Genomic DNA, 12,826 nt, shown 5'->3' with positions numbered 1-12,826 from the left:
GTCAATTAACCCCGCATTAACCATGACTGTCCCACGGTGAGACGACGGGCGCCGAATTGCCGGCGTCGCTCAACGCCGTGTGGGGTGAGCACTTCATCATGTCGGTCGACAATTCCAGTGCCACGCAGACGGTCGGCCTCGATCCGTCGCGGGCGCGCGTCGCCGGTGCGATCAAGCAGGCCTCGAACATCTCCGGCGTCAGCTTCCAATACATGCTGACCACGGCCAAGATGGAATCGGATTTCGATCCGACGGCGGGCGCCACCACCTCGTCCGCGCACGGGCTCTACCAGTTCATCGACCAGACCTGGCTTGGCACCGTGAAGGAAGCCGGTACCCAGCTCGGCTACGGCAGCTATGCCGACGCCATCACCAGGACCTCGGCGGGCACCTATACCGTCGATGATCCCGTGATGAAGCGGTCGATCATGAAGCTGCGCGACGACCCCGAAGCCGCCTCCAACATGGCGGCGGCGCTGACGCAGTCGAACAGCTTCAAGCTCACCGGCCTGCTCGGCCGCAGGCCGTCCGACAGCGAACTCTACATGGCGCATTTCATGGGGATCGGCGGTGCGGCCAGACTGATCGCCAATGCCGAGGACAATCCGCAGGCGGTCGGTGCGCGGCTGTTCCCTAACGCTGCGTCCGCCAATCGCTCGATCTTCTACGCCAAAGACGGCCGCGCCCGCAGTGTCTCCGAAGTCTATTCGGTGCTCGACGCGCGCTACGCCAATGCAGCCAATTCGAAAGTGACGCGCAGCGCGATGGCGATGTATGGCGACACGCCGTCGACCACCGAGGTCGCGAGCGCGATCGGCGTGCAGCCGACGGCACCGGCGATCGACAATGCCGTCTATCTTCAGACCTTCCCCGTTAATGCGACGTCGCCGACGACGCTCGCGGACAATGCGCCGAGCGCGCCGGTGTTTCGTTCGATCTATCAGCCCGGGGATGCCACGCAGCCGGTCTCGACCACGGTGCAGAAATTATGGGGCAACAACGCCTCGCTCACCTCGGTCGCGTCAGCGACGCCGGACGTGCGGCCGCCGCAGCCGCTCGATCTCTTCAGCGATCGTAGCGGCATGTTCTCGAGCTAATCTCCGCTCAATGTCCCGGACGCGCCGCAGCTGAAACACTGCAACGTGTAGCCGCGCCCATGCCGCGTGCGCCGCTCTCGAAGGGGGCCCGGTTCACCAGCGCATCGCCGGGGCGCTGCGCTCGCGGCACGTGTGGTCGGCGTCTTGTTCCATTAACAAAACGTCAATAATACCAGTCAGTTATGGTGAACGCTTTGTTAAGTGTCATGGTTTATTTTGTGTTGCAGGTGACGAGCCGTCACCATTTTCGTTTGTTGTGTAAGCCGGAAGCAGGATGATTGTTCGGCATTTCATTCATTGGATCAGGACGGCGCCTGCAGGCGAGCGGGCCGAGGCAACACGGGCGTTGGCCCGGGCCTGGCTGATCTCAGACCTTTCTGCAAACGACCGCATCGCCGCTGAAGGCGCGCTTCTGATGCTGCTCGACGATCCCTCGTCGCTGGTGCGGCAGGCGATGGCCGAGGCCTTTGCCCGCAGCACCGAGGCGCCGCCCGCAATCGTAAGGGCATTGTCGGCAGACCAGCCGACCGTTGCGCTGCCCGTGCTCGAACATTCCCCGCTGCTGATCGACGCCGACCTTGTCGACATCGTCGCGACCGGCAACGAGGAGGTGCAATGCGCGGTGGCCCGCCGCATCGCGTTGCCGGTGTCGGTCTGCGCCGCGATCGCCGAGGTCGGCTGCGCGGCTGCCGCACTGGAGCTGATCGAGAATCCCCACGCCGAGCTAGCTCCGTTCTCCTGGGACCGCATCGTCGAGCGCCACGGCCATCTCGCGGCGATCCGCGAGGCCATGCTGGTGCTGGAGGATCTGCCGTCCTCAACGCGCGCGGCGCTGGTGGCAAAGCTCTCGCAGACGCTGGCGCAATTCGTCGTGGCGCGGAACTGGCTCACCGCCGACCGTGCGGACCGCATCACGATCGAGGCACGTGACCGCTCCACCATGAACATCGCGGCGCGCTCCCGCGGCGAGGACATGCAAGGCCTGGTCAGGCATTTGCGCATCACCGGCCAGCTTACCGCGGGGTTGATCCTGCGTGCACTGCTCTCGGGCAATCTCGATCTGTTCGACGCGGCCCTTGCCGAACTCGCCGATCTGCCGCTGGCGCGCGTCTCCGCGCTGCTGCACGATCGCGGCGGCAACAGCCTGCACGCGCTGCTCCGTCGCGCCGGGCTTCCGGAGGCGACGTTTGCGGCCTTCCAGGTCGCGCTCGATGCCTGTCACGAGCAAGGCTTCGTCAATAGCGACGACGGCGCGGCGCGGCTGCGCCGGCGCATGGTCGAGCGCGTGCTTACCCATTGCGAGACCGACCGGGGCGCCACTGAGCCGCTGATGGTGCTGCTGCGCCGCTTTGCCACCGAATCCGCGCGCGAAGAGGCTCGGCTGTTCTGCGACGAGCTCGTCTCGGATGATGCGATCGATACGGTGTACGACGATCTGATCGCGGCCTAGCCGGATCCCGCAGACTCCGTCATTGCGAGCGTAGCGAAGCAATCCAGAATCGCGCCGCGGAGGCAGTCCGAGTTTGCTTCGCTGCGCTCGCAATGGCGAGAGGAGAGAGCCTTACTAATCCACCGGCGCGATGCTCGGGGCCAGGATGACCTCGAGATGTTCGGGCCGGTCGCGGTTGACGTTGGCGAGATAATCGTCGGCGACCTTGCGCAGGCGGCGGCTGAGCTCGGCGGAGACGCTGATACTGTCGAGCCTGGTGTTCTCGTGCACGATGGCGAGAATGGCATTGATGTGGTGCGTGAACAGCTCGGCCGGCACCTTTTCCAGATCAGGTGCGTGCTCGATGACGCGGCACAGGCTCTCGGCGATAACCGCTGCCGAAGGAAAGCCGAACGTCGCCGCATCGCCTTTGATGTCGTGCGCGGCGTGGAACAGCTCGTCGCGCAGCTTCTTCGTGAAGCCATCCTTCTGCACGGCAGTCCAGGCGATGGACAGTCTCTGGACCTCGACCGTCATCCAGTCCTTGAACTCGCCGGAGAGGCTCGCGAGCGCCTGTTCGGCGCGGCCGACCGGATCGTCCATGTCCTTTTCATCGACGCGGCGCAGGACCTTGCGCAGCGGGTTGGGCTGCGTGATGACGTGGTGCGTGGCGAAGGCCTTGACCTCGATGTCCTTTGCGCTGTTCTTCGCCATGATGCCTGCCTCGTCTGAAGACGTTGCGCTAGATGGTGGAGCGGGCCTTGTCGAGCAGCGAGGGCTGCTGCAGCACCTCGTGCTTTTCGCCGACGCGGCGCTCCGGGCCCATATAGGCGGAATTGGTGTTGCGGCGCCGGTCCGGCCCGAAATAGGTCTTGGTCTTAATGAAGGGGCGGGGATTGGCAACCACGTTGAGGATGCGCTGGTAGAGGCCCTTGGCCGAGATCGGCTTGGCCAGGAATTCGGTGACGCCGGCATCGCGCGCGACCGTGACGCGGCGCTTCTCGGAATGGCCGGTCAGCATGATGATCGGTGCGTAAGGATTGCCCTTCGATTCGGGTTGCCGGATCATCTGCGCAAGCTCGAGCCCGTCGAAGATCGGCATGGCCCAGTCGGTGATGACGATGTCGGGCACGTAATGGCTGTACATTTCGAGCGCCGTGGCGCCGTCCTCGGCTTCATAGACCTCGCGCGCGCCGAAGGAATGCAGCAGCGTCCGCAGGATGCGGCGCATGTGCGGATTGTCGTCGCAGACGAGGAAGCGCAGCTTGTTGAAGTCGATGCGAAACATGACGTCCGGGCCAGAGCGATCAACCTTCGTTAACCATATCGTGCCGGGGGTTAACGAAGGGTTGCGGCCGGGCTCGCGGAGGCGTGGCCGGCAGGCGGCTCAGTAGCCGAACTGCTCGCGCAGGATACGTTCTTCAAGGCTGTGGCCGGGGTCGAACAGCATTCGCATCGAGATGGTCTTGTCGGAGAGCACCTCGACGCGGCGGACGTCGCGGACCTCGTCGTGGTCGGCGACGGCCGCTACCGGACGCTTCTCGCCCTCCAGCACCTCGATCACGACATAGGCCGTGTTGGGCAGCAACGCGCCGCGCCAGCGGCGGGGGCGGAACGCGCTGATCGGCGTCAGTGCCAGCAGCGCGGCGTTGATCGGCAGGATCGGTCCCTGCGCGGAGAGATTATAGGCGGTTGAGCCCGCCGGCGTTGCCACCATGATGCCGTCGGCGATCAGCTCGGACATGCGCTCGCGCTCGTCGATCAGGATCCTCAAGCGCGCCGCCTGGTAGGTCTGCCGGAACAGGGCAACCTCGTTGATGGCATGGTGCAGATGCACCCGGTCATGCATGTCGGTCGCGCGCATCAGGAGCGGGTTGATCTCGGATTCATGCGCGGCCTCGAGCCGCGCCCGCAGGTCGTGCGTCGAGTACTCGTTCATCAGGAAGCCGACCGTGCCGCGATGCATGCCGTAGATCGGCTTTCCCGTGTGCATGTTCTGGTGCAGCGTCTGGAGCATCAACCCGTCGCCGCCGAGCGCGACGACGACGTCGGCGTCCTTCGGGTCGTAATTGCCATAGTCCCTTGTGAGCTGGCCGAAGGCGGCCTGCGCCTCGCTGCTCGGGCTGGCGACGAAGGCGATCCGGTCGTATCGCGAGGGCTTGGTCATGGCTTCCCAGGCAGGTGCCGCTGGCTCGAGTAAGTTCCGCCGGGCTCGTCTATACGAGGTGGGCCTGTATTGTCGAGGAGGACCGCCCTCCAAAGCTAACGGAGACTGTCGCTCCGGATTTGGGGGCAGAAACGGGTGATTTGAGCCCTGGGCGGCCCGTTCAGGCTCTCGCCAGACAAGGATTCCCCAAAGCGTCGCAATTCCGGGCTAACCTTTCTGTCCGCACCGGCTGTCACAGCCGGGCAGGGAGAACGATCATGATCACGAATTTGCCGGCGCTCCGTCAAACGGTCCTGGTGCTGGCGGTCTCGGCTTTCGCGCTTGCTGGATTTGCGCGCGCGGACGATCCGCCGAAGCCGCCCCCGGAGACCGCTGCTCCGGCCGGGCAGAAGGGTGGTCGCGGCGGCGGTACGCAGAGCGCGTCGCAGGCGTCGCCGTCGGCGGCCGAATTGCACCGTCTCCCGCCGGATTCGACCACGAAGCAGACGCTCGATCTGCCCGGCCGAACCCTCAATTTCGCCGCGACCGCCGGCTCGATCCGCGTGTTCGACGGCAAGGGCGAGCCGCTGGCCGACATCGCCTACGCGTCCTACGAACTCGAAGGTGCCGACCGCGCGACGCGCCCCGTGACGTTCCTGTTCAATGGCGGTCCCGGCGCGTCCTCGGCGTGGCTTCAGTTCGGCGCGGCCGGGCCATGGCGGCTGCCGCTCGATGGCGAAGCATTGTCGCCCTCGGCCTCGCCCGAGGTGAAGCCGAATGCGGAGACGTGGCTCGACTTCACAGATCTCGTCTTCATCGATCCCGTCAGCACCGGCTACAGCCGTTTTGTCGCCAGCAGCGAGGACGCGCGAAAATCCTTTTACTCCGTCGATGGTGACGCCAATTCGATCGCGCTCGTGATCCGCCGCTGGCTGGAGAAACACGATCGGCTGACCTCGCCGAAATACGTCGCCGGCGAAAGCTATGGCGGCATCCGCGGGCCTAAGGTGGTGCGCCAGTTGCAGCTTCAGCACGGCGTCGGCGTCAGGGGACTGATCATGGTGTCGCCGTTGCTGGATTTTCGCGAGTTCAGCGGCACCAGCCTTCTTCAATATGTCGCAACGCTGCCGAGCTATGTCGCGGTGGCGCGCGAGGCCAAGGGGCCGGTCAAGCGCGCAGACCTCGCCGATGTCGAGACTTACGCGCGCGGCGAATTCTTAGCCGACCTCGTCAAGGGCGAGGCGGACAAGGACGCCACCAATCGCCTGGCCGACAAGGTTGCCGAGCTCACCGGCATCGACCAGGCGGTGAGCCGCAGGCTCGCCGGCCGCTTCGACGTCGGTGAATTCCGCCGCGAGTTCGACCGCAAGAACGGCAAGGTGACAGGACGTTACGACGCCTCCGTGCGTGGCTTCGATCCCTATCCGGATTCCAGCAGCTCACGCTTCGGCGATCCTTCCGGCGATGCGCTCCAGGCGCCGCTGACGAGTGCCGCTGTCGACGTGCTGACGCGCAAGCTCAACTGGCGGCCCGACGGTTCCTATGAAGTCCTGAACGGTGCCGTGGAGGGCCACTGGGATTTCGGCCGCGGCATCACCCCGCCGCAATCCGTCTCGGAACTGCGCCAGATCCTCGCCACAGATGCGAAGCTGAACGTTCTGGTCGGCCACGGGCTGTTCGATCTCGCCACGCCCTATTTCGGAACGAAACGGGTGCTCGATCAGCTGCCGGCTTTCGTGACGCAACGCGTGAAGTTCGTCGTCTATCCCGGCGGCCACATGTTCTATTCGCGCGACGGATCTCGGCAGGCGTTCCGCAGCGAGGTCGAGGCGATGATCAGGGAATAGCGCCGCTCCGGAAAGGCGCATAGCGGTCTTCCGACAGGATCATGCTCGCACTAAAGAGGCCGGCGTTTGCGCGGCTTGTATCTCCGCGCGATTTCGCGCGCGACGACTTTGGCCGGCTTCACGTTCGCGCCGGCGATCCAGATGTCGCTGATCTTGCCGCGCTTGTCACGGATCCGGCGCACCGGCTCGCCATGGCTGGAATAGCCGGCCGCCCAGGCGAGCCTGCCGGTGTCGCGGCCGGTGACCTCGATTTCCGCGGCATCCATGAAGGGGTTGTTGAACTGTGGATTGGCGACGAGCACGCGGTTGCCTGCGGGGACGAGATCCGTCGCGCCCCAGATCGTCCACCATCGGCCGGTCCAGTCGCGCACGCGGCGGTCGGGTGCGCCGCGGGTCTTGAAGGTGCGCAGAATCTGCATCGCGCCGTCCATCCAGAACGGGGCCGCGCCGTCGATGGAGTTGCTGAGGATGCTGATCGCGAGCTCGCAAGCGGGAATGGAGCAGGTCCGGGAGATGTAGCCCTGGAACCCGCCGCCATGGCCGAACCAGTCCCAGCCGTCGGTCTTGCCGGCATTGACGCCCAAGCCATAGTAGGTCTCTAAGCTTTGCGGGATGCGCCAATGGTGTCGCGTCATCTCGCGACGGCTCGCGACCGACAGCACGCTCTTCCTCGCGTTGGGTGCAAGCTGCGCGAAGAAGCGGGCGGTATCGGCGGCGGTGGCGATGAAGCCTGCGGCGGATGCCATCGCATGTGCGGGATTGTCGCCGGGGATCACGCAGCGTTCGCCCAGCGGGACTTTGCGCGTATGACCGCACGCGAACGGCGTGCCCCTGGCAAGCGGCGCATTCGGCTCGGTTTCGCGCAAGCCCGCGGGTTCGATGATCTCGCGCTTGATCCAGACCGGATAGGGATCCCTGGTCACGGCCTCGATCACGAGGCCGATCAGCCCAAAGCCGTGATTGGAATATTTGAAGCGCGTGCCGGGCTCGATTGCGGTCGGTAGCTTCAATTCCGCGAGCAACTGTTTCGTGTCGAGATAGGGGCGACTGTCGATGAACTGGCCGGAATCGGCGCCGTCGCGCGTCAGCCCCGCGCTGTGCGACAGCACTTGCGCGATCGTCGTCTCGGCGACGCGCGGATGCAGGCCGCCGACATAATCGCCCACGGGATCGTCGAGCCGGATCTTGCGCTGCTCGCGCAGCTTCATGATGCCGGCCGTGGTGAAGCTCTTGGAGTGCGAGGCGATGCGGAAGCGGTGGCGCGGGGTGAGCTTCTCGCCGGTATCGAGATTGGCGAGGCCGAACGCATGCTCGGCGACGATTTCGCCGCGATGGGCGAAAGCCACGATGACACCCGGCTGCTGGATTGTCGTCAGTTGGAATTCGATCCAGGAGCCGATGTAGTCGATCGCGGATCGCAGCCACGTGTCCATTGCGCACCAATTTGCAGGAAGATCGGTGGCGGAGGCTAGCCGAGAAAGCGGAACGGGCACAACTGGAAGGTTGCGCCCGTTGGCTTCGTTTTAGGATGTGATGTCTCAGTAGACCAGCGTCGCGCCGGTCGGCTTGTCGAGCGCTGCGGCAAGCGAGCGATACTCCGAGCTGTCGGTGCCGGCAAGCGATGCGATCTTGTTCAGATGATACTGCGCCTGTTCGCGGTTGCCCTGCTCGAGTTGCCAGAGGCCGTAATACTGCCAGGTGCGGACGTGGGTCGGATCGTCCTTCAGCGCCAGCTCATAATAGGCCTTCGACGACTGGTAGTCGCCGAGCTTGCGATAGGAATAGCCGATCAGATTGGCGACGTCGGCGACGTCGTCGCGCTTGAGCGACTTCAGCTGGTCGATCGCGCCCGTGTAGTCGTGCTTGTCGTAGATCGCGGCGTAGGCTGTGCGATAGGCCGCGAGGAATTTGGGATCGCTGACGGAAGAGCTCTTCTTCTTGCCTTTTTTTAACGAGCTATCCGATTTCGGCGGCGAGGACGGCTCGTCGCTGCCCGCGGCGTAGGCGCTCGACAGTACCGGCGCCGCCGCCAGCGACATGGCGACGAGGCCCGGCACAACTAGCATTGAGAGTTTGCGCATCGAAATTCTCCCGTATGGAACGTGGCGATCCTACACGATTGCCCGAAGACCGGAACACCCATCGCACGAAAACATTCCCGCTTCGCACGATCTATTCGCCCGGCCACTGATGACAAACTTGTCATCGAGATGAACGGAAGCCTGCAAGGAGCTTCAGACTGGGTTCAATGTGCCCCGCCTAGGCTCCCACCGATGATCGAAGGGTAGGCGAGAGGGCGCCGCCTCGAGATCCTTCCAAGAGGAGACCACCATGTTGAAGACCATTTCTGCAGCCTTGCTCGCAGCTTCCGTGATCGCAGCCCCGGCCTTTGCTGCCGAGGCCGGCAAGACCACCACGACTTCCCCGGTGATCAAGGCGGACCAGAGCCAGACCAAGGCGGCGACCACCGCCGCGAAACCGGACGCCGGCGTCAAGGCCGACGCGAAGGCCGATCTCAAGCCTGCTGACGTCAAGGCCACCGACGCCAAGGTGGATGCCAAGTCGAAGGCGATGAACGCGAACGCCGCGGCCACGACCGACGAGCACAAGACCGTGCACAAGGATCGCCATCATTCCAAGGAGTCGCAGAAGGTGCAGTCGGACATGACCAAGCCGACGGCTTCAGACAAGCGCAACTGACGGCTGATCCCGCGCGGCGGCATCCCTGGCATTGCCCTGCCGCAGCGCGTGGACTTCAGGCCCGGTCCGTTCGCAGTGTCTCGTGCGAAAGCCCGAGGCGCCGGCGGCGGGCCGGTGCGCTGTTTGCGCCGCCGCAAGCGAATTCCCTTCGTGCAGGCTTGGGGCTAGAACGCTTCTGATTGGATCGAGCGGAGAGCGGGGCCTGTGGGGCGATTGGCGAGATGTGCGGTGATACTGGCATTGCCGTTGGCGCTTGCGGCATGTTTCGGCAGCGACGGTGACCGTCCAACGCTGATGGGCGCGACCCAGGCCGGTGGGCCGCAGCCGTTTCCCGATAATTTCCGGAGCGACACGCTGGCTCTGATGCGGACCTACCTCAACAATCCGGTCGGCGTGCGCGACGCCAGCATGGCCGATCCGGTGCAGCGCGAGGTCGGCGGCCGGCAGTTCTATGTGAGCTGCCTGCACTTCACCCCGCGCGAGACCGATGGCAGCTACAAGGCCATGCGGGAGCGGGCTGTGATCTTCGTCAACGGCCGAGCGGACCGTGTGGTCGACCGCACCAGCGATCTCTGCGCCGGTGCGGTTTACGCTCCCTTTCCGGAACTGGAAAAGATGACGCGTTAGCGCAAAGCCCGCCTTCATCGCCGGATGTTAGACAGACGCAGCCGGAGCCGCTGGATCACATTTCGGCGAGCTTTGAACGGGGCGGTTTTGCCTTGCGACGAATCGTTGCGCCAGGCCTTGCGCACGCGACAAAAACAGTTAGCTCAGGGCAAAGTGACGGAACAAAAGCGCGTTGTTGCCACCCCATCACAGTAGCGAACGATCAACGTTCTGGCATCGCCGCGAAGCAACCCAATTCACGCCACGTTGTTTCCTGAGTGTCGAATTGAAAGAACGGGGATGATCATGAAGTCGATTTTGCTGGGTGCAGCCGCTGTGCTTGCGCTGGCGGCGCCGGCCGCTGCCGCGGACATGCAGCCGCGCACCTACACCAAGGCTCCGGCCTATACGCCGCCGCAGATCATTTATAACTGGACCGGTTTTTACATCGGCGGCCATGTCGGTGGAGCGTTCGCCGGCGACAGCAGCTTCCAATCCAGCGACGCCCGCTTCATGGGCGGCGTACAGGGCGGCTTCGACTACCAGTTCGCGCCCAACTGGGTGGTGGGTATCGAGGCCCAGTATTCCTGGCTGCCGACCAACAACAACGGTGTGACCTTCCCGCTGGGCACGCAGGTGACCTCCAACACCGACCAGATCGGGTCGGTGACGGGGCGCATCGGCTACACCTGGGGACCGACGCTGCTTTACGCCAAGGGTGGTTATGCCTGGCGCAATAATGGCCTCGGCGTGAACATCGCCGGGGTGCCGCAGGCCTTCACCACTACCGGCAACAACAAGGACGGCTATACCGTCGGCGCCGGCCTCGAATACATGTTCGCGCCGAGCTGGTCGGCCAAGGCCGAGTACCAGTACTACAATTTCGGCGGCACCACCTTTACCTCCGGCCCGGCCGACATCGTCGGTGTTCGTGGCCGGGAGGACGAGCATACCGTCAAGGTCGGGGTGAACTACCGCTTCGGCTGGGGGGGCCCGTCAGGCTCCCGCTACTGACTCCCAGCGGGCGATCCAAGTCCCCACCAAAGGCCGGCTCAGCTGGCCTTTGGTTTGCCGGGCCTTCCGCTCGTGAGCCGTTTCCTTGGCGTGAACCATCTGGCGCGTCATTTGCTTACAAACGGTGGCTGGCGCGCCTTCTCGCGCGCGTCATGGGGCCGGGGTAAAGCAAAAATAATTTTTGCGATTTACGGAACTCGCGCTCCGGAACGCGTTATATGACAATTACGGGCTGGTGGGACGACGGACATGCGTATCTTGGTGTCGGCAGTGGTGCTCTCGTGTTTCTCCTGCCTGCCGTGCTCTGCACAGACAATCCTCAAATCCGAGCCTCTGATGCTGGCACCTTATGAGGTGGCCTTCGTCAAGGACGCTTCCTGTCCGTCGGGCAAGGTCATGAAGGTGACCGGCGCCATCCGCGGGCTGCATCGCCGTAAGGCCTGCGTGGCTATGCCGGGCGAGCAGGCCTCGTTGGCGGCCGCCACGCCCTAAGCCGCTCCGGTTTCGTGCCGGAACTCAGGAGTTCAGCTCAAGCTCCATCCTCGCCTGCTGGTCGGCTTCAGCCTTGTTCTTGGCGGGGTCCTCGCCCTGAGCTGCCTGGCACGGCGCGATCTCGTAGTCATTGTCGAGCACTCGGCGCGGTCCCGGGCGCTCGTCGTCCGCCATCACGTCCACGACGAGACCGCTCCGTTGAGCGAGCTTCCAGACGTCGGACTCACTCGGATAGGCCTTGCTGATCTGGGCCTCTTTGCAGAACAGGGCGTAGGGCATTCTTCCCGCTCCAGGAAACCCAGTTAACGAGCTTGCGGGGTCCGGGTTCCGGCCCGCCGCCCGATCACGGCGGCGTGATCGGGTGCCGCCGGCTATGAGTCCTTAACGAGTCCTGAATCCCGGAAAAAAGAATCCTTGGGACTCGTCGGCCGGAATCAGCGGATGTTTTCCGTCATGACGAGCGACCTGAAGACATCCTGCGGGCACATGCTCCTGCCGCTGGCGCTGGGGCTGTTCGGGGCCTGCGCGGCCAATCTCTTGCTGGTGTGGTCCTGGCTGTAAGCCCCTGACCGGGCAGCCTTATTTTTGGTCCGGCGGGCCGGAAACGTCGCGGATGGCTGCCCGCAATCTGGTCAGGGTCGCCGCACAATATTCCTTACGCTCGCGCTCGAAGCGCTCCTGATGCTTGCGGAAATCGGCAATGCGGGCCTGCATCTCGGTGCGGAAATCGCCGCCTGCCCCTGGCGCCGGGAAAGGTGCGGGCCGGGGCGGGAGTGGGTCTTGCGGCGACTCGATCTCGACGGCGACCGCCTCCACGGCGACGCTCTCCACAGCGACGGTCGAGCCAGCCGCGGGCGCATCCGGCTGACGGACGTCATCCTTCCCGCCGGTCACCGATTGGACGAAGGCCAGTGTCTGCGCAATCAGTGCGTCGCGCTCCCTGATCCATTTCATGATCCACCTCAGCAGCGCCATTCCAGCAAAGCGGCTGCGTCGGATCAAGGGAGGTTCGAAAAGGATTGCATATTTTTCCCGATCGCCCGACATTAAGCGAATGGTTGCAGAAGAAGAACGGTCGGACGAAGTGGAGGGGCTGAGGCTCATCCGCGCGTTCCTGTCTCTGCCGCCCGACAAGCGGGCGGAGGTGATCGCGTTTGCGGAAGAATTGGCGCGTGTCCACGGCCGGCCCGCTGAAGGCACTGAGGCCTTGCCGCGGTGAGCACTACCGCTCGCGCGGATTGACGTTGGGTTCGAACGGCGCGCCGACCACGCGGACTTGGGTCTGGATCGATGTCCGGGTAACGTCGATCACGGCTTTCTCGGCGACGCGCTCTTCACGGTCTGGCCCCAGCGCCGGCTCGAGCAGCGTCAACGTGCCGGCCACGGCGCCACAGCACAGCATCACTGTCGCCAGCAGAACTATATTTCGGTTTTCTTCGCTGATCCGCATGGGGCAAGAACGAGTGACGCAGGTCTTTGGTTCCGATCCGGCCTG

At 64.3% G+C, this 12,826-nt stretch carries 15 protein-coding genes; 7 read left to right on the top strand and 8 right to left on the bottom strand.

The window, feature by feature from the left end:
* Positions 1-56 precede the first annotated feature (56 nt).
* Positions 57-1,097 (top strand): transglycosylase SLT domain-containing protein, encoded by a 1,041-nt coding sequence (locus ABIG06_RS36110; protein ID WP_370140419.1) that lies wholly within the window; start codon positions 57-59, stop codon positions 1,095-1,097.
* A 274-nt stretch (positions 1,098-1,371) separates the two neighbouring features.
* Entirely contained in the window at positions 1,372-2,547 is a 1,176-nt protein-coding gene (locus tag ABIG06_RS36105) for a DUF2336 domain-containing protein (protein WP_124157531.1), read from the top strand.
* Between the two features lie 114 nt (positions 2,548-2,661).
* Here the strand turns inward: ABIG06_RS36105 and ABIG06_RS36100 are convergent, their stop codons facing one another.
* From ABIG06_RS36100 to ABIG06_RS36090, 3 genes are all read right to left on the bottom strand, one after another.
* Positions 2,662-3,240: an Hpt domain-containing protein gene (locus ABIG06_RS36100; protein ID WP_124157532.1), complete on the bottom strand. Its 579-nt coding sequence runs from the start codon at positions 3,238-3,240 to the stop codon at positions 2,662-2,664.
* Positions 3,241-3,268: 28 nt separating this feature from the next.
* Positions 3,269-3,814 (bottom strand): response regulator, encoded by a 546-nt coding sequence (locus tag ABIG06_RS36095; RefSeq protein ID WP_011088265.1) that lies wholly within the window; start codon positions 3,812-3,814, stop codon positions 3,269-3,271.
* Between the two features lie 99 nt (positions 3,815-3,913).
* The gene (locus ABIG06_RS36090; RefSeq protein ID WP_124157533.1) at positions 3,914-4,693 is read right to left on the bottom strand and encodes an NAD kinase; all 780 of its coding nucleotides are present in this window, start codon (positions 4,691-4,693) and stop codon (positions 3,914-3,916) included.
* 257 nt (positions 4,694-4,950) lie between these two features.
* Here ABIG06_RS36090 and ABIG06_RS36085 point away from each other — a divergent pair, with 257 nt between their 5' ends.
* Entirely contained in the window at positions 4,951-6,519 is a 1,569-nt protein-coding gene (locus ABIG06_RS36085) for a S10 family peptidase (RefSeq protein WP_124157534.1), read from the top strand.
* Positions 6,520-6,569: 50 nt separating this feature from the next.
* Here ABIG06_RS36085 and ABIG06_RS36080 read toward each other — a convergent pair whose 3' ends face one another.
* A complete protein-coding gene (locus ABIG06_RS36080; protein ID WP_199751236.1) occupies positions 6,570-7,952 on the bottom strand; it encodes a serine hydrolase domain-containing protein in 1,383 nt (460 codons plus the stop codon).
* Between the two features lie 105 nt (positions 7,953-8,057).
* Positions 8,058-8,600, bottom strand: a complete 543-nt coding sequence (locus ABIG06_RS36075; RefSeq protein WP_370140418.1) for a tetratricopeptide repeat protein — start codon at positions 8,598-8,600, stop codon at positions 8,058-8,060.
* Between the two features lie 250 nt (positions 8,601-8,850).
* On the opposite strand from ABIG06_RS36075, the gene ABIG06_RS36070 reads away from it, so the two are divergent.
* The 4 genes from ABIG06_RS36070 to ABIG06_RS36055 all read left to right on the top strand — a co-directional run bounded on the left by ABIG06_RS36070 (position 8,851) and on the right by ABIG06_RS36055 (position 11,331).
* On the top strand, positions 8,851-9,219 hold the full coding sequence (locus tag ABIG06_RS36070) for a His-rich protein BRANT (RefSeq protein WP_370140417.1): 369 nt from the start codon (positions 8,851-8,853) through the stop codon (positions 9,217-9,219).
* A 231-nt stretch (positions 9,220-9,450) separates the two neighbouring features.
* A complete protein-coding gene (locus ABIG06_RS36065) occupies positions 9,451-9,846 on the top strand; it encodes a hypothetical protein (protein WP_370140982.1) in 396 nt (131 codons plus the stop codon).
* A 285-nt stretch (positions 9,847-10,131) separates the two neighbouring features.
* A complete protein-coding gene (locus ABIG06_RS36060; protein WP_370140416.1) occupies positions 10,132-10,839 on the top strand; it encodes an outer membrane protein in 708 nt (235 codons plus the stop codon).
* A gap of 249 nt (positions 10,840-11,088) precedes the next feature.
* On the top strand, positions 11,089-11,331 hold the full coding sequence (locus ABIG06_RS36055; protein WP_124157539.1) for a DUF6719 family protein: 243 nt from the start codon (positions 11,089-11,091) through the stop codon (positions 11,329-11,331).
* Between the two features lie 24 nt (positions 11,332-11,355).
* Here the strand turns inward: ABIG06_RS36055 and ABIG06_RS36050 are convergent, their stop codons facing one another.
* From ABIG06_RS36050 to ABIG06_RS36040, 3 genes are all read right to left on the bottom strand, one after another.
* Complete coding sequence (locus ABIG06_RS36050) at positions 11,356-11,610, bottom strand: hypothetical protein (RefSeq protein WP_124157540.1); 255 nt, start codon at positions 11,608-11,610, stop codon at positions 11,356-11,358.
* Between the two features lie 300 nt (positions 11,611-11,910).
* Positions 11,911-12,435, bottom strand: coding sequence for a hypothetical protein (locus tag ABIG06_RS36045; protein WP_370140415.1), 525 nt, complete (start codon positions 12,433-12,435; stop codon positions 11,911-11,913).
* 118 nt (positions 12,436-12,553) lie between these two features.
* The gene (locus ABIG06_RS36040; protein ID WP_370140414.1) at positions 12,554-12,781 is read right to left on the bottom strand and encodes a hypothetical protein; all 228 of its coding nucleotides are present in this window, start codon (positions 12,779-12,781) and stop codon (positions 12,554-12,556) included.
* Positions 12,782-12,826 lie beyond the last annotated feature (45 nt).

The sequence above is a fragment of the Bradyrhizobium sp. USDA 326 genome, from assembly GCF_049739485.1.
In the GTDB taxonomy this organism is placed as follows: domain Bacteria; phylum Pseudomonadota; class Alphaproteobacteria; order Rhizobiales; family Xanthobacteraceae; genus Bradyrhizobium.
This window is presented reverse-complemented; position numbering and strand designations above follow the sequence as displayed.

Bases quoted from the DNA above. Each gene is read 5' to 3' on its own strand.
- ABIG06_RS36105 (WP_124157531.1), top strand. From the start codon at position 1,372: ATGATTGTTCGGCATTTCATTCATTGGATCAGGACGGCGCCTGCAGGC.
- ABIG06_RS36100 (WP_124157532.1), bottom strand. From the start codon at position 3,240: ATGGCGAAGAACAGCGCAAAGGACATCGAGGTCAAGGCCTTCGCCACG.
- ABIG06_RS36095 (WP_011088265.1), bottom strand. From the start codon at position 3,814: ATGTTTCGCATCGACTTCAACAAGCTGCGCTTCCTCGTCTGCGACGAC.
- ABIG06_RS36090 (WP_124157533.1), bottom strand. From the start codon at position 4,693: ATGACCAAGCCCTCGCGATACGACCGGATCGCCTTCGTCGCCAGCCCG.
- ABIG06_RS36085 (WP_124157534.1), top strand. From the start codon at position 4,951: ATGATCACGAATTTGCCGGCGCTCCGTCAAACGGTCCTGGTGCTGGCG.
- ABIG06_RS36080 (WP_199751236.1), bottom strand. From the start codon at position 7,952: ATGGACACGTGGCTGCGATCCGCGATCGACTACATCGGCTCCTGGATC.
- ABIG06_RS36075 (WP_370140418.1), bottom strand. From the start codon at position 8,600: ATGCGCAAACTCTCAATGCTAGTTGTGCCGGGCCTCGTCGCCATGTCG.
- ABIG06_RS36070 (WP_370140417.1), top strand. From the start codon at position 8,851: ATGTTGAAGACCATTTCTGCAGCCTTGCTCGCAGCTTCCGTGATCGCA.
- ABIG06_RS36060 (WP_370140416.1), top strand. From the start codon at position 10,132: ATGAAGTCGATTTTGCTGGGTGCAGCCGCTGTGCTTGCGCTGGCGGCG.
- ABIG06_RS36055 (WP_124157539.1), top strand. From the start codon at position 11,089: ATGCGTATCTTGGTGTCGGCAGTGGTGCTCTCGTGTTTCTCCTGCCTG.
- ABIG06_RS36050 (WP_124157540.1), bottom strand. From the start codon at position 11,610: ATGCCCTACGCCCTGTTCTGCAAAGAGGCCCAGATCAGCAAGGCCTAT.
- ABIG06_RS36045 (WP_370140415.1), bottom strand. From the start codon at position 12,435: ATGAGCCTCAGCCCCTCCACTTCGTCCGACCGTTCTTCTTCTGCAACC.
- ABIG06_RS36040 (WP_370140414.1), bottom strand. From the start codon at position 12,781: ATGCGGATCAGCGAAGAAAACCGAAATATAGTTCTGCTGGCGACAGTG.